The sequence below is a fragment of the Vibrio sp. R11-SG3-ISO3-SZ genome (assembly GCF_059834345.1).
In genome coordinates, this window is record NZ_JCBDGX010000042.1 from 20,856 (window position 1) to 36,016 (window position 15,161).

22 protein-coding genes are annotated in these 15,161 nt (G+C 44.6%); 14 read left to right on the forward strand and 8 right to left on the reverse strand.

The annotated features are described in order from the left end of the window. Positions 1-531 carry a hypothetical protein gene (locus AC6R1O_RS05530; RefSeq protein ID WP_500656637.1) on the reverse strand — a complete coding sequence of 177 codons (531 nt, stop codon included), beginning with the start codon at positions 529-531 and terminating at the stop codon, positions 1-3. A gap of 84 nt (positions 532-615) precedes the next feature. Here AC6R1O_RS05530 and AC6R1O_RS05535 point away from each other — a divergent pair, with 84 nt between their 5' ends. Further along, positions 616-1,614 carry a hypothetical protein gene (locus AC6R1O_RS05535; protein WP_500656638.1) on the forward strand — a complete coding sequence of 333 codons (999 nt, stop codon included), beginning with the start codon at positions 616-618 and terminating at the stop codon, positions 1,612-1,614. Here the strand turns inward: AC6R1O_RS05535 and AC6R1O_RS05540 are convergent. From AC6R1O_RS05540 to AC6R1O_RS05555, 4 genes are all read right to left on the reverse strand, one after another. After that, the gene (locus tag AC6R1O_RS05540; RefSeq protein ID WP_500656639.1) at positions 1,589-2,053 is read right to left on the reverse strand and encodes a hypothetical protein; all 465 of its coding nucleotides are present in this window, start codon (positions 2,051-2,053) and stop codon (positions 1,589-1,591) included. The genes AC6R1O_RS05535 and AC6R1O_RS05540 overlap by 26 nt on opposite strands. 49 nt (positions 2,054-2,102) lie before the next feature. Next, complete coding sequence (locus AC6R1O_RS05545; RefSeq protein WP_500656640.1) at positions 2,103-2,624, reverse strand: helix-turn-helix domain-containing protein; 522 nt, start codon at positions 2,622-2,624, stop codon at positions 2,103-2,105. Between the two features lie 288 nt (positions 2,625-2,912). Continuing rightward, positions 2,913-3,551 (reverse strand): hypothetical protein, encoded by a 639-nt coding sequence (locus tag AC6R1O_RS05550; protein ID WP_500656641.1) that lies wholly within the window; start codon positions 3,549-3,551, stop codon positions 2,913-2,915. A gap of 292 nt (positions 3,552-3,843) precedes the next feature. Then, positions 3,844-6,297 carry a HipA domain-containing protein gene (locus tag AC6R1O_RS05555; protein WP_500656642.1) on the reverse strand — a complete coding sequence of 818 codons (2,454 nt, stop codon included), beginning with the start codon at positions 6,295-6,297 and terminating at the stop codon, positions 3,844-3,846. Between the two features lie 387 nt (positions 6,298-6,684). Here AC6R1O_RS05555 and AC6R1O_RS05560 point away from each other — a divergent pair, with 387 nt between their 5' ends. The 11 genes from AC6R1O_RS05560 (at position 6,685) to AC6R1O_RS05610 (ending at position 10,927) form a co-directional block, all read left to right on the forward strand. Then, entirely contained in the window at positions 6,685-7,356 is a 672-nt protein-coding gene (locus tag AC6R1O_RS05560) for a tyrosine-type recombinase/integrase (protein ID WP_500656643.1), read from the forward strand. Between the two features lie 45 nt (positions 7,357-7,401). After that, positions 7,402-7,560 (forward strand): hypothetical protein, encoded by a 159-nt coding sequence (locus AC6R1O_RS05565; RefSeq protein ID WP_187379818.1) that lies wholly within the window; start codon positions 7,402-7,404, stop codon positions 7,558-7,560. Between the two features lie 62 nt (positions 7,561-7,622). Beyond that, on the forward strand, positions 7,623-7,868 hold the full coding sequence (locus AC6R1O_RS05570; RefSeq protein WP_500656644.1) for a hypothetical protein: 246 nt from the start codon (positions 7,623-7,625) through the stop codon (positions 7,866-7,868). Between the two features lie 234 nt (positions 7,869-8,102). Then, on the forward strand, positions 8,103-8,558 hold the full coding sequence (locus AC6R1O_RS05575; RefSeq protein ID WP_500656645.1) for a hypothetical protein: 456 nt from the start codon (positions 8,103-8,105) through the stop codon (positions 8,556-8,558). Between the two features lie 17 nt (positions 8,559-8,575). Continuing rightward, positions 8,576-8,818 (forward strand): hypothetical protein, encoded by a 243-nt coding sequence (locus AC6R1O_RS05580; protein ID WP_500656646.1) that lies wholly within the window; start codon positions 8,576-8,578, stop codon positions 8,816-8,818. A gap of 14 nt (positions 8,819-8,832) precedes the next feature. Then, complete coding sequence (locus AC6R1O_RS05585; protein ID WP_500656647.1) at positions 8,833-9,144, forward strand: hypothetical protein; 312 nt, start codon at positions 8,833-8,835, stop codon at positions 9,142-9,144. Between the two features lie 15 nt (positions 9,145-9,159). Beyond that, a complete protein-coding gene (locus tag AC6R1O_RS05590; RefSeq protein ID WP_500656648.1) occupies positions 9,160-9,291 on the forward strand; it encodes a hypothetical protein in 132 nt (43 codons plus the stop codon). Between the two features lie 10 nt (positions 9,292-9,301). Next, positions 9,302-9,574, forward strand: coding sequence for a hypothetical protein (locus AC6R1O_RS05595; RefSeq protein WP_500656649.1), 273 nt, complete (start codon positions 9,302-9,304; stop codon positions 9,572-9,574). 49 nt (positions 9,575-9,623) lie between these two features. Beyond that, positions 9,624-9,995, forward strand: a complete 372-nt coding sequence (locus AC6R1O_RS05600) for a hypothetical protein (RefSeq protein ID WP_500656650.1) — start codon at positions 9,624-9,626, stop codon at positions 9,993-9,995. Between the two features lie 238 nt (positions 9,996-10,233). After that, positions 10,234-10,668, forward strand: a complete 435-nt coding sequence (locus AC6R1O_RS05605) for a hypothetical protein (RefSeq protein ID WP_500656651.1) — start codon at positions 10,234-10,236, stop codon at positions 10,666-10,668. Positions 10,669-10,684: 16 nt separating this feature from the next. Further along, on the forward strand, positions 10,685-10,927 hold the full coding sequence (locus tag AC6R1O_RS05610) for a hypothetical protein (protein ID WP_500656646.1): 243 nt from the start codon (positions 10,685-10,687) through the stop codon (positions 10,925-10,927). Positions 10,928-11,908: 981 nt separating this feature from the next. On the opposite strand, the gene AC6R1O_RS05615 is transcribed toward AC6R1O_RS05610, so the two are convergent. The 3 genes from AC6R1O_RS05615 to AC6R1O_RS05625 are packed head-to-tail and all read right to left on the reverse strand — an operon-like array spanning position 11,909 to position 13,102. Then, entirely contained in the window at positions 11,909-12,304 is a 396-nt protein-coding gene (locus tag AC6R1O_RS05615) for a hypothetical protein (RefSeq protein WP_500656652.1), read from the reverse strand. 11 nt (positions 12,305-12,315) lie between these two features. Next, complete coding sequence (locus AC6R1O_RS05620) at positions 12,316-12,636, reverse strand: hypothetical protein (protein WP_500656653.1); 321 nt, start codon at positions 12,634-12,636, stop codon at positions 12,316-12,318. 1 nt (position 12,637) lies between these two features. Beyond that, entirely contained in the window at positions 12,638-13,102 is a 465-nt protein-coding gene (locus tag AC6R1O_RS05625) for a hypothetical protein (protein WP_500656654.1), read from the reverse strand. Positions 13,103-13,239: 137 nt separating this feature from the next. On the opposite strand from AC6R1O_RS05625, the gene AC6R1O_RS05630 reads away from it, so the two are divergent. Then, the gene (locus AC6R1O_RS05630) at positions 13,240-14,601 is read left to right on the forward strand and encodes a trypsin-like serine protease (protein ID WP_500656655.1); all 1,362 of its coding nucleotides are present in this window, start codon (positions 13,240-13,242) and stop codon (positions 14,599-14,601) included. Positions 14,602-14,670: 69 nt separating this feature from the next. Then, positions 14,671-15,138 (forward strand): hypothetical protein, encoded by a 468-nt coding sequence (locus AC6R1O_RS05635; protein WP_500656656.1) that lies wholly within the window; start codon positions 14,671-14,673, stop codon positions 15,136-15,138. Positions 15,139-15,161 lie beyond the last annotated feature (23 nt).

Consider the following 15,161-nt stretch of genomic DNA (forward strand, 5'->3'; position numbering starts at 1 on the left):
TTACCCCCTGAACTCCAACACGATTACACCATTACGATCTTTTGTTGTAGCTGGCCAGATATGAACATCTACACCCCTTTTATCAATCTGAGCGGCAATATCACCAATCAATTCAATCGCTGTGCGTGTGTACTCATTGTGCAATTTGACCCAGAGCACTTCGGTGGATGTTGACGGGCCACTAATCTTAAACTCGTAATTAGTTAGCTGAGCAATCAATTTTAAAGGCTCCTTAGCATCACCATAGAATGTACTACTAAGGGGGATGGGTTTGTCCATTTCGGCTGGAGGTGCCTCATTCAAAGCGTAGCTGCCACTTGTTTGTATACGAGCATCTAAGCGAGCCATGGCAGATTGATGTGCCATCATAATCTGTTTGGACTCAATGGCTTTTGATGCTAGTGATGCCAGTGTTTGTTCTAGACGCTCGCTGATGTACCTTTCGTCGTCGGTTTTCTTGGAGGTTGAGCTGGTACTCGCGCATCCAGTTAATGTGGCTATCAGAAAAAGTATCAGTCCGTTTCTCATCATCGTGGCTCCGTTATTCTCAAAAATATGGTATATTAAATTTTGAGATAGCTCAAGATTGTACTTTGAAATAATGGAGGGTCAACCATGGCTGAAGAATTTAGAACCTGTCCTGTTCTCGAGCAGTACCTAGAAAACGGCACTGTATTAACCATGGGTGAGGGGCACTTCCTCAAACCATTATCTGAGTACAACCTCAAGCGAATCGATTCCATTCTTTCTCAGTTCAGGGATTCTATTGGTTTGGATTCCACCAGCGTGAAGATATGGCGAGAGATTATAGGGTTCACCTTGCAAAATATTGCGCCAAACCTTAAACCCAGTTCATGGAAACGATACCGAGTCAGTTTGAACGCCATCTTCAATGCCGCATTAGACAAAGAACTCGCGCCTGTCACCTTTCTTCGAAATCTATTGGGCGACATTTCATTAGTCAAAGTTGACCATATGGAAGTCGCAAAGGAAGCCAAAGCACACAGAATCCATGTGCGCGAGTTTTACGTCCTTAGAATGGCTGCTGACTCACCGGAAGAAAGACTCGCCGTTGAGTGGCTTGAATTTAACATGCTCACTAGTCTGCGACCCAATGAGGTGGCGAGTTGTGAGCTTATCTATCCTTCTGAGGGGGCGCCATTTTTACGAGCGCCTAATACCATCAAAAGTGAAGCATCCAAGCGCAATGTTGAATCGGGGGAAATGTCTCTGTACCGCGACATAGACTTAACGCATCTGTCAATGCTGGACATGCTGATGATCGAACGCTTTCTGTTCGGAATGAAGTTGGCTATTGAGCGTGAAGATTACAGTGCCGTGTACAATCGCCTGCGCAATCTATTGAAAAAGCTCTCGATGAAAACCCTTGGCCATTCGGTCGCGTTATCTGTTGGTCGCACTCAATATGCGGCCAACTTTAAAGCGATGAATCCCGATAACAGTGAAATGTTGGCAGAGCAAATGGGGCATACGGATGTTACGCGGCCCACACGCTCCTATGGAGCTAAGCGCCATGGTTTTACTCGTTTGGCCATTAAGGACCCTGAAGATGTTCTGACTTGGGAGTCTAACGAGAACGCGTCAGATGACTAATGTTCCCTTCATGGCCATGTTCTGCAAGTAGGTCAACAACCGGCGACATGACGAGACTGTCCATCGTCACGCTCTCAACATCCCAGCTGATTAGCAGTCTCTGTCGGTCTGAGTATGCGCCATCAACATTAATGCTGATATAGAACACTCCGCCATGTTGTCGTTTGATTCGCTTTAAGTCTTTCCATGTCAGGTATGACTCAACTACAACCAAATCTCCGATAATCTCACACAAACCATATATGCACGGTGTATCCATTCTCGGCCTAACGTATGAAATGTCCTTTAGCGTGATACCAAGGGAGCCTAATAGCCTATTGATGCCCCTAGTATCGAACGCGGCGTCAGGAATGGTGCTAATGTCCGCCTTAAACAACACGCCGTCAATCTCTTCGCTAACCAAGAACTCATGGGCTGTTTCTAGCTGTTTGCGTAGCATCCTCGCTCCTTCTATCCAGACTTCGATATGCAGACCTGATTGTGGGGCGTCAGTCGACGCTCCAGTCAATATTCTCAATGTAGCCATTGAGGGAATCAAATTGTTGACCTTCCATGATGTCGTCAACTTTCGCTTGGAAATCTTCTACCCATCGTGACAACGTCACCGAATTGATTCTGCTAAAGGTACTCATTTCCCTCATGCATGCACCAGCCTTCCCACTCCATGCGTAACAATCATCTTCACGCACGAATTCCAAATCAACATACTCGCGCTTTACACCGGTACGTTCCGTCACTGATTCCAAAATCAACTTCTTGGTTAGTCGCTTGGGTTCACTAATATCAACAGCATTCAAATCCACGCACCAATCCTCTCCATACTTGACTCGATACGAAAGCGCCATGACGACCGAAAGAGATGGCTGTTGTGTTCCATTTCGCCATCGTTTGACCGCCGTAATGCTTTGTCCCGTAAATGTCGCAACTTCTTCGTTTGTCATATTTAACAACGCTTGCAATCGTACAAACTGCTCCGCGTTTGTCATTGTAATTTGTTCTCGGTTGTTCATGGTGCTCACCTAACTACTGGACTGTTTTAGCAAGTCAGCTCGTTGTAACGCTTGTTTTGTGGCCAACGAGTGCGTCGCGCAATGATTCCCAATCTCCCCGCCTATGCCGCGTTCACGGCTCAACAGTTCCTATCGCCCATGTGAAACTTTGCATGGGTCTAGCGCGTATTCGTGTCTCGCTAGTGATTCCCCTCGGGTGAGGTAGGTATTTTGGAATTCCGAAATCGAGTTGGATACGAGGTCCTTCACTCGCTTCGTTTCTATTGCTTGCACTTTCGGATTCACCATTCACCACCTGTGCAGTTGCTTCTGGCGACCGTCTGTCTTGCGAACCCGATGGATTGCTCGTTGAGCTGCATCCCAGCGCTCTTGCGGATCGCTGAATTGCTCAGCTAAAAATGTACCAGTACGCTCGGCGTGCTCACGTTCCAGTTCTTGTCTATCCGAGTAACGTGCAGTCCATTGCAGAATAACTTCGCCATCTAGGTCGACCTGATGAAGATTTTCACCACAAATCTCATTCGACTTGTCCATAGCGCGACGGTTACGCGCTTCTGCTTTAAGAGCTTTCGCTTCTCGCTCTTTCGCTTTTGCCGAAGCCTTGGCATCGGATTCTTTCGTTCTGGCCTGTTGTTTGTCAGCTGCTTCAACATCCAAATCTACAAACACTGGCTCGCACTGTTTCCACTTATTTTTGAGCTCTTCGAGTCTTTCAAGTTGCATTGGCAGCTGCCTCTCGATTTCCGTGAGCTGAGCAAGATACTTTTTTAACCTCGCCATATCCGATCGCTTAGCGCCGCTCAGTACTCCCTGCTCGATATCATTTCGAGTCGCATCCACCAGCAATGGAATGGACTCTAAATTTGCTTGTGCTTTTTGAATTGCTGTTCGTATTTCTTTCGGAGCAGCCTTGTGTCCATAGTGCACACGGCCTACTCCACTACACCTTCCCATCTGAGTCCCATTGGCTAGTGTATACCCATGGGCAACCATGCAGCCTTCAGCGGTCACGGCTTGCTGCTTTCCGCAATAGATGCACATCCCTCGCTTTTGCATTCGCTTGTTGCTCATAGTTCCATATCGCTCTGGCTCCAATCTGTAGGGATGATTATAGGGTCGTTTCGACCCCATGTAAACAGCACTCATACTGCTGATAACAGGGCCGACATGCTTATATCATCAGATCGATTATCTGCTCTACGTGCATCGTGTCCCTATCTTACATTGAGTGGCTAATATTTAAATCTCGATAGTCAAAGTGACCGTAAGGTTTACCATGCGCCTGAATGTGACGAATGTTGCGTTGTACCATGAGCAAGCCGGACTCTAATGCATCCTTCCAAAGTGCGTTCTTGGTCAACTCAGAAGGCAGGTCGTCCTTTAGGTTTAAAACTGCTTTCATAACTCTCGATTCTAAAGCATCGAAGATGCGCAAAGCTTTCTCATTGGACATACCCAGATGCTGAATGCCAAACTGTACGATTTGCTCTTTCGACGGGCACTTAGTGCCGTCAATCGATAACGCTTGGCTGTACAGTGCTCGTTTGTCGATACTAGGGAACACCATTGGCGTAATGAGCACGTCATAGATTGGGCTCATTTCATAGTGAACATGTCCTGTTCGTGTATCTTCAGTAGCAAGTATCGTCATGTTCTTTACGTGCAAGTCGTTGTTGTGTAGCAAGCACGAAGCGATAATTTGTTCGTACATGTTTTCAAAAATATCGTCAATCTGATGGTGTGGCAGCATTGATTTCATTCGCTCAGCCACCAGCTCCAATGAGGGCTTGTACTTTTCAGAAAAAGCCACCGAACAGATCGCCCCCAAATCTATCGACGTGATCTTCTTGAACCTATGCTCACTGTCCGACTCATACCCAATATCAAAACGCTCTGAAATAAGGAAAGGGGGTACCTTGGCACTTTTTTCCTGTTGTGCCGTTTGTTCGTTTTTGTACATTAACTTTTCAAATGCCTGTCCAATTTCATGGAACAGCATATCGTCATCGTCCCAACCTTCCGTGTTGGGCTGAGCACTGGGTGTAGAGCTCTTGCTATCGGTTTGCTGTCCAAGATCGGCATGTGGATTCGTGTAGGCGACCAACTGATTCTTCGCGACATTGAGGCCGGCATCTTTCAAAATGCGAAGTGATAGCCACTCAGACAAGGTAAGCATTTCTTGCTCTTGGTGTGGCATTTTAGCGATATGTGTAAATGGCTCACTGCCTCGTTGCCGCTTTAGGTGCTGGTGGCCATCGGCTTCGGTCAGCGTTACTGGCAATTTAAACTGACAACCTGATAGCTTCGCCCCTTTCTCGCCTTGCATTAACTCATACATGTAGGCAGAGTATTTCTCCTGATCAACGCTGGGAATTCCCTCAAAAAAACCTTCGAAAAGTGGTCGGTCTGATATCGTCGTGTGGTGCAAGCTTATGGAAGACGGCGCGATAGATGCCATGTCCCATTCTTGTTCGAGTAACTTGTTGTCTTCTGGTGTCTTAAATCGCTGGCTATACACAGCATTGATAGGCACTTCACGAAGGTTGAAGTTGCTAATCAGTGACGTGACATTAGCGACACGATTGAGCGGATTTTTGTTGATGGTATGTGCGGTAATTTCCGGCAACACACTATCAAACAAGCTATTGTTGAAGTCCTTGTGATAATCCAAATCCGTATACGTTGACCATTCGAACGCTGAGCTCTTCATCCACCCTTGCTTTGTGAAAGCAATGTTAAATAGGGTTTTGCTATAATGAGTAACATTGAGCGCCTTTGACGCGCTTTTCATCGCCATCACTTCGTTGTGTATCATGTGCGACAGGTACTCTTCGTTTCGCTCTATGTACTTTCGAAGCTTGTCAGCATTTGCGATAAGCCCAAGAGCCTTGTGTAAAGTTTTATGGGTTTTGAGCTGGTGGGCAATGCGCACAGCATCATTGGAGAACTCACGATAGCTTGATGCCTTGCTACCATGTCTAAACGCATTCAGTGCAGCGCGCTCTAATCCATGTTCGCTGTTGTAGAATTCTGCTGGCATCAATATCCAATGGCTCAGCGTCGTAGGCTTGAGCTTATTGATTCGACTGAGCTCAGTTCGAACACGCTCAATTTGATCCCTGTCGATGTTGTCACCAATGAAGCGAAAGTTGGTCAGCGGTAATGGGTTGGTAATCGGCTCTTGTTCATCGACCGCGACTAGATCTCGGATTATCTCTTTGTTCAATAGGTCAACAGCAGCTTTGATGATCGGAACAAACTCCATATTGTCGCCTACAACGCCAATATCAAAATACCCTTTTCGTGACGTTGACATTGTGTACAGAATATTCGATAGGCTATCCGTCGGAATCTGCTCCACAAACTGCATGCCACTCGATGTAACCAAGGGCTCTTTGATGTTGAAATAAGCCGTTTTCGGTGATGGGAAAAGCCCCATACCAAACAAAACTAAAGGTAGTTGCTGTGTGACTAGGCTTTGCAGTTCGTGACCGCCGGTCGCGGCGCCATAATTACTTGGTCTTTGCGCGTAAACACTAGTGAGTGTTACTTTCTTTGTTGCAAGCTCACGCAGCGCAAACTGAACCACGACACCCTGTTCCTTAAGCTCTTCAAGCTTGTCTTGTGTCGCATTCCGACCGGCCAAATATAATTCTAATAACGCTTTACTCATTCCGCACTTCCCAACACACTTATGGAATATATGGTATTATATTTTTCAATAAATATCGAGCATTCACCACCGCATAACTGTAGGAGAGAAATAAATCGTTACTAGTTGCTGTTACCGAGCACGAATCCATGCTAATGATGAGCATTAAAGTGTCATACCCGTTTCCCCTGTTGCATCGAGCACTGGTAAACTTTTGGCAAAACTTACCACTGATTGCGCGATACTTTACCACCACTACATCTAGTGTCGTATCAGCTGCCGTGGCATACTACATATTGTGATTAAGGCGTTTTCCCCTAAACATAGACTTTATATAGTGCTACGCTAAACAACACGGCCAAAGGTTGTGATGTGTGTATTTCCCCATTTTCAATAGGAACGGCACACATGAGCAAAGCCAAATCACAAGCAAGCACACTCACGGCGCACGAAATCACAAAGGTTTTTAGTCGCATACGGCTAATGTCGAACCCATACCAGAAAGCCGCGATCATAGCCCTATCATTATCAGGTTTAAGAGTCACCGAACTAAGTCGCGTCATTGTGAGCGACATAATCACTAAACGTGGCGATATTAAGCCAGAGATTGCACTCAGGGCGGCTATTACAAAGGGCTGCAAATCTAGATCAGTTTGGCTATCCAAACGCGCTCAGAGCGTGATACAGAAATATATCGACTACAGACTGAGGTTTAAGCAGGGCATATCGCTTAACTTTGAATACCAAGGCTTAAATCCGAATAGTTGTTTTGTTCTTAGTTCCAAAGGCTTCCCGTACTCGTTAAAAGCCAAACGCAGAGTGATGTCTGATGGAAGTGAGAATATTTACTATGCTGCTGATTCTGTTGAGCTTTTAATACGCACTATTTATCAAAAATCTGGATTAAAGGGTGCAAGTTCGCACAGTGGCAGAAGATCTCTAGCGTCCAAATTGAACGCCTCCAACGTATCACTTGAAACCATAGCTAGGACGCTAGGCCACCGTGAAATTCAGACCACAGTTTTATATATCGAAATTGCACCAAAGCAGCTTGAAAAGGCAGCACAGTTGGCGCTATAGTGTGACTATTCACACTTGCGATTTCAATGGGAGATATTTACCAAAATGGCTAAAACAGCTAACGATAGAAAGAAAGAGCAACGGGAGCGCGATAAAGCTATGGGTATCAAGCAAATAAATATCAGAGTCCATGAGGATGATGAAAAATCCGTAAAGGCATACGCTCAAGCGCTTCTTGAAAAAAGAACAAAACTTGCACAATAAAACTTGCAATCGTGACTAGTCACGCTTATGCTTGTTGTAGGTTAAGTAAATGAGGCAAGACAATGCAAACAGCAACGATTACTGAAATCAATAAAGGTATGTTTTTTAGCCATGAATCTTTTATTCAACAACCAAAAGTTGGCAAATGTCGTTTGGTAGCGATTCACGGTTATGACGCAAGTACGGCTAGTAAGTATGAGGGTTACAATGACAGCACTCTTGTTTCACTAAAGCCGTTGTCTGGTGATTCTCAGCGTCAGGTTATGATTGATAACGATGCTGTTTTCGAAGTTGTACCAACTAGATAAGGGAAAATCCCCCCTTTCACTTAACTACTACATATAGTAGCAAGTAGCAGCTGAGACACCACAAGATATAGGAATTTACTATGCGATATGAAGGTTACTTTATAGACCAAGAATCAAACGGGACTTGGTACGCTGTTGATGACAGATTTGAAGTTGAAGTTGTTATTGACCATCAAAAGACACAACAAGATTGTATCGATTATATAGATGAATTTCTTATTTAAGGGGTAAAGGATGAGCAGAGAAGCATTTGAAGCCGCAATTAACGTTCTTACAGGTCAAATGAAGACTAAGCAGCCAAAGCGTCTCTGTGAGCTTTGTGAAGGTGAAAAGGCTGTAGGTAAATACTATGTCCATCCTGATGAAAGCGAAAATCATGGATGGTGGCGAGTCTGTTCTTATTGCGCTGATATGGTATCCAATGTCGGTGCTAATGTGGAGTATTACAAATACACTAAACAGTACAAAGAAGGATACCAATTTGAAGCAAATCCACTTCCAGAACATGTTAAGTGCTGCGCTCACTCTTGGGAAAAGTGGAGCAATGTTGGTGAGCACGATAAGAGGCGTGATGCTGTATTTGATTGGATGAAGTGCTCAAAATGTGATGTTTATGGTAAGCGCTTTGGTTTAGGTCAGTCAGGCGTAGAAGATTTGATGATGGAAATTGACCTTAGTTGTTCTCGTTGAGGGGGGAAATGCGACCTATGGCTACCAAACTGCCAAAACTAACACCGACAGAAATCAAGGAATGGGTTGATTCTGTAGAGGCGATTTACCCTGTTAGCGCTCTTTCTGGCCTAGCAGAAAACGCCACTCTCGAACAAATCGAAGATGCGTTTTTCTCAGACCGTAGCACTCTAATGGGTATCGGTGAAGCATTGATGGAACGTGCGAAATGGGATGCTTGGGGCAGTTACCAAAATCGCATTACCTACGACGAACAGTAACAAGGGGAATTTAGATGGCTAAATTCGATGTACTTAGCGGATTTGAAGGGCTTTCGGTAGGGCTTGTCGTAACAGGCCGCGAGTCACTTCCAGAGCTAAACGAAGCGATTCTTGATTATGCACATGAAACAATGGCAAACAGTGCAAACCATATTATTTCTCAGTGGCCTGTGATTGAGAAGAATGAAATTAGGACTGAACAAGTTGGTTGGGTAGAGATCGGCGTTGAAGATACTGAATACAAAATCACCCACTTAAATCTTGATAGAAAGCCTCTCGACTCAAGTTGGAATGCGCGTGAGTTCTACTTAGGTAAATACGAGTAATAGAGGGAAAGAGCGATGACTGAATTTGAACAAAAAATGCTGGATGAAGCAGAGAAGCAAACCGCGCACTTGAGCGTGATTAAATCAATAGTTGTTATAATTTGGGTGTTTGTAGCTATTGGCACAGGCGCGCTGTTCACACTCTAAGGGGAAAATAATGCTTGATGCCAACTCACTAGCTTTGGCTCTTTTCGTCGGGTTGTTGGGGTTCTTTTGCTCACAGATGTTGCAGCATTATCGAAAAATGCAAACGGATAAAGAAGTGGGTGAAGCGGTTAGATCACTTCGTGCGAAAGGCTATGTTGTAACTCTAGACCGATTGGATGGTTTTGATAGTGATACTCAAACAGAAATGGAGCGTGTTCGTTCTGTTGGGTACACCGTATTAGATAAAAATGGCAAGCCAATAGCCGTTAAAAACAAACAGTAGGAGAAATTGGCAAACGATCTAATCAAGCTTTAACAGGGTATGAACCGTTATGAAGAAGAGTAAATCAGAGCAAGTTCAATGGTTGATAGATTGGGCAAATGAACAGATTCGTAATCATGGAAATGTCCACATGAATTCCACAAACTTGGATTTAAACCAAAAATTTGAGGGCTTTGCTCAAGCAAACTTAAACAACTCTGTGTGGAAAAGTCGCATCAGAGATGCTGCTAGAGAAATTGGTCTGGTGGGCAAGCGTGTTTATATGTCTGACGCATCACCATCAGCGGGTTTACCCCGTTTTTCAATGGATTATTCACTACGAAGTACTAGCTACAGCGGTGGAAAAAGCGACTCTGATACGTTCGAGAGACTTTCTCAGAAGATAGATAGACTCTTCCCGTCCAGTAAAGGACAAGCATGATGAACGCTCAACACATCAAACTTACGAAACTTAAGGGAAATTTATGCCCATTATCAGATTGGTCGCATTGATCGGAATTTTACTGCTGCTTTGGTATGGAATAGCAGTTGTATTTAAAAACTACGGTGTACTCTTAGGCGTTGTGACTCTCGTAACGGTGGTATTAATTGGTCATATTGGCTCTAAGCGAATCGTTGCTAGGCTAAAAAGTCAAAAATTAAAGCAATAAGGGAACATGATGGCTGATTCAGAATTTTCCATTGGTCAGAGAGCACTTGTTTCATCTCTTAACTCTAACCATAGCATCGAAAAAAAGCAGACATTTTTGGGGCGAGTGGTAACAGTTATTAATGTCAGAGAGCAGAAAAATGGCTTTAGATATTATATTCAACTTGCTACTGACAAGCGTTACACAATGTTTATCTTAGAGAAGCATTTAGAACAACTCTCAAATCAAGATCTGCATCCTAGAGATAGGGCAACTCTTCGAGTTAGTCATGCCAATGAAATTCCGCTGTTTGATGAGAAACGTTTGCCACTACCAGACCAAAAGCAATTGCTATGGGACGCTTACTTAACTCTTGATCATGGCGATCATGATGAACGCTTATCTATGTTAGAAAAGCTTGAGAGCTACTTTGAAAGAGTTGGTAAGCCAACCAAAGAAAACTAAGGGGAATATGCGACCTATGGCTACCAAACTGCCAAAACTAACACCGACAGAAATCAAGGAATGGGTTGATTCTGTAGAGGCGATTTACCCTGTTAGCGCTCTTTCTGGCCTAGCAGAAAACGCCACTCTCGAACAAATCGAAGATGCGTTTTTCTCAGACCGTAGCACTCTAATGGGTATCGGTGAAGCATTGATGGAACGTGCGAAATGGGATGCTTGGGGCAGTTACCAAAATCGCATTACCTACGACGAACAGTAACAAGGGGAAATTACGTGACCCTTTAGATTAAGGTCTGGAAAATCTACCCTGTATCCAAGCTAAGTCTGGTAATCGTTGTAGCTTTAGCGTTTTTTGCTATCGCTATCAACGATTTGAGCAAAGCGAAGCGGCGTTGGTCTCTTCTGAAAAGTCATCGTATTGAGCTGATTTTTCAGAATGGATTGAGCTATGTAGGTTCAGTATTTTAGTTTTCTGGAAAGCTCTTTAAGCATTACTGAATAAGGCATTGCAGGGTTATTCAGAGCCAACCGGTAGAAAAGAGATCTGTTTTAATGCTCAGTGTGAATCTCTATTACTTGGTAACGATTTATTCTACTCACACAATATCCATGCGTTAATCACATAGGGCTTATGACATGCAGAAATTCAAAGCGTCCTTCAAGTTTCCGTGCAACTTGCATTGCACCTCGCCTCAAGCAAGAGAGCACAAACTGGCGACTAAAGACACCCACCCTCACCTATTTGGCGAAACACTTTTTTGTCTGATTGATGACACACTTTGGCAAAAAAAACCAAAACACTATACTGGGGTCATCCACCTACGGGCAGCGGGTGGCAAATGGGAGAAAGTGTCTATGCGGCCACACATTTCAGTCGAGAGCTATTTAGAGCGAATTGGCGCTCACGAAGCCACTTTCAGAGGTGCCCCTCGTGTAAAATCGCAGTCGACAACTAGCTAAGAAGGGCAATTGATGAGCAGATGCAATGATGAAGTATATCATTGGGCTTTTATTGTTTGCTGGTCTCAGGTGATACCTGCTCGGGGCATCCGAAGGCTGTTTGCTTCAACGAAGGTTCATCGAGCTTGGCTAGCGGGTAAACAAGGCATTGCTCGTGCGTGGCGCACTAACCGAAAAGTCCATCGCAATGGAACAGCCGGTGATGTATGGTTCTGTCTACGGGCTCACTACAAGCGCAGTTCCACTGATATTACCCCACTTAAAAGGAAAATTTGTTGAGCTACTCACCTTCGAGTTCTTCTCTTACTTGCTTGCGCTTACGATCGCTGAAGAATTTGCTTAACAGTTCATGAAAGAGCGTCAATACGTCTTCGTCGAATTGTTTGACTGCCGAAGTACACGTCAAATTCTCTTTCAGTTTTTTCAACTGATCACTTTGTAATTGATTTAGGTTTGTCACTCCCACCAATCGTCGCCCGTGACCACGATCGCGATACAAAGCCAGACTTTCCACGTCCCACTTCACCTCGTAGTCTATTATTGGCGCGTTCTCCAGCGCGACAATGGTACCCCTGATAATTGCTTCTCCGGTAGCATCGAGTGGTATCCAAGCTTCAAAACTGATGTTCGCAACACTCTCTCTTATTTCGATCGCTATAAAACGGTGATTATTCACTATCATGCTCGTTACTTCCTAAGTTCGTTGGATGCGCTATATGCCCATTGAGCAGTGGTTTCTAAATACTGCTCAATGGAGTTAACCAATCGCCTTCTCGATATGACAGAGTGGCTAAATGCTTTTGCTGTGTACTTATGTGGATTCGCTATGATGCTGTCTGACTCAACAAGCCTAATTTGCATAAGAAACTGTTTTTCAATCTCTTCACATGCCGTTTCATGGTGCTTTCGAACCGGCACCAAATTTTTGTGAATATAGGAACTTAATACCGTCAGCTTTTTACGTAGCTCGGCAGATTGATTTAATTTGGTTTCCAGTGCTGGCAACATATTACACCTTCCCTTGTCTCATCCAATCCTTAAGCAATTCTTCTGCCGCTGCTTGACGGTCAGGGCTGTCATCTCTCAAAGATGGGTTAAGCATTGTTGAGGCTAGCGAGTTAAACAATGAGTTCACCACACTAGAGTGGGTTTCGTGATTACTGCTGTAGATTTCTTCCCGACCTTTCATTTCTTTACCAAGCCCATCCACCAAGGTGTGCAGTTGGTTGCTACTTAGGTTCAGAGCCGGATTCCTTTGTACAACCGTCTGATAAGCCTCGCAGTTGAGTTCTTCAACCATATCGAACACCTGTTCAATGAGCGGCTTATCGGTTACCTCAGAAATCACCTCGTTTAAGATAGAGTGAATATCGTTTAGCTTAAGCGAAATGTCTGGCTTACTCAGATCGACAACCATCTGGACTTGGGATGAAAGCGGCATTTTATCCGAGTAACCTTCGATAAATCTTTCCATTTGACTCTTCTCTTGCTGTAATAGGATCAGCTATAAAAAATAACATATACTTTTTTTGTTATTTTATCAAAAACAGCTTGTTTATTTCTCTTATTATGATAACATTACCTGTAAATAATCACATGGAACCGGTAATTATGAATGTAAAAACGTCAACTATCGTAGCGGCTATTACTTCAGCGCTATCTCTCAATGCTCACGCGGTACTCAATGGTACAGATGTCAGCGCTTCGGACTACAAGGATTATGTTGTTAAGCTTGTGGTAAACAATAGCTCTAACTGTGGCGGTGCCCTTATCGGTTCTAGCTACTTGCTATCCGCTCGCCATTGCTTTACTTCCGATAATACCGTCGATGGCGCTCTGCCAAATACGGGAAGTCTCAATGTAAGCCAAGGTGTTCGCAGCGAACTCAAAACTACCGATGTGACGTACACCGTCCTTGTTGACGGGGCTAACGCACCGATTGTGAATGATTGGGTGACTAAAGCTCAGAACTGGTTTGACACGGATGTCTATCCTGCCGACACCGATATGAACGGACGTACCTTCCAGACCAGTGATTTTACGTCTGATTGGGTACTACTTAGCCTGTCGGCACCCATCCCTCATTCGGACAGTGCGCGTATCGTGCCATTGTATGACACTGATAATCTAGTGTCCTACCTACCTGCTGATACCACTGTGACGTTTCGCGGTTGGGGCGTAACTGAAAGCGAGTCTTACCCCTCTGTGATGCAGAAGATGCAATTGCGTGTCACCACCGATTGGGAAAAAGGCGTTGAACGCGTCATCAGCACCAATACGCCACCATCTTCGAAATTTGATTCACTCGCCGATGAGTATGTTGAAGCGGTGTGTACAGCCAGTGATACGATGGGCATCATTTGCTCATATGATGGTACTGATCAATTCAAGAGTTACGGTTTCTCTAATATGAGCTTTGGTGAAGGCGATAGCGGTACTCCTGTCTCTTACAACGGCAATATCGTTGGTGTTATTTCATCATCAAGTATCATTGATTATGTGGGTAATGTGCAGCACTTCACTCTTGCAATGGATCACATCACCGGAGCAATGAATAAATTGGTGTACCCTCGCGCTACTCGCTATGTCACTAGCGGCTCAACATCTGCGCAGCAATTTGATGTAGTGGTGGCTAACTACACCAACTCATCTCAGTTACTCACGCCAACTTTGAACGATTCTACTGGATTGTTCTCTGCGGATGTGACCGACTGCAATACGACATTGGCGTCTGGCGATGCCTGTACTATCGCGGTCACCTTTAATGCTGGTGGTCAAAGCATCACATCTGCAAAAAACGCTCAAATCGATTTGAATGGTTCAGATACCATTCTTCTGAGCGGCGCTATCGCCACTGGCTCCGATGATGATTCAACGGGCGGTGCTGTTGGCGGCGGCGGCGGCGGCGGTTCATTGGGCTTCCTATCCCTAGTCGCTTTGCTTGGTTTTGGTTGGCTCCGCAAGCGTACATAGACTCAACGTTCTCACCATTATTAAAAGCTAGGCTCCGCCTAGCTTTTTTACTCACCCCAAGGGGAACTTATGTCCAAAACCTCAATGACTTATCACTACCAAGCACGTATATTGTCTGTTCATTGTGAAAGCGATGATTGCGATGGAATAACGAACACCACGATTGAAGCGACTTTCGATGTGAAAATTGACGCAATCAACTGCACAAACGAAGAATTTTCTAGGCATTTCTTTAACGTATTCGGAATTGGTCAACTTGAACACTCGAACACACTTTGTCTCTTCTTTAACCGCCCGAATCTGAAGCCAGATGAGATTGTTACCATCTCCGGTTTCACCTCTTTTCATGCAATGTTGGATAGGGAAATTGATGAGGCCCACCAATTACTTGATCAAATGCGACTCAAGTTTCTCAGTGAGCACCAATTGCCGCCTTATGGGGAACAACAACCAGAACTTTATAGCGATGAGTTTGGCGACGACGGGCTTGACGAGTGGGTACTTTACGACGCCGACACGCATCAAGTTTTTCTCTAAGCAAGCACCGTCTCTAGCCCACC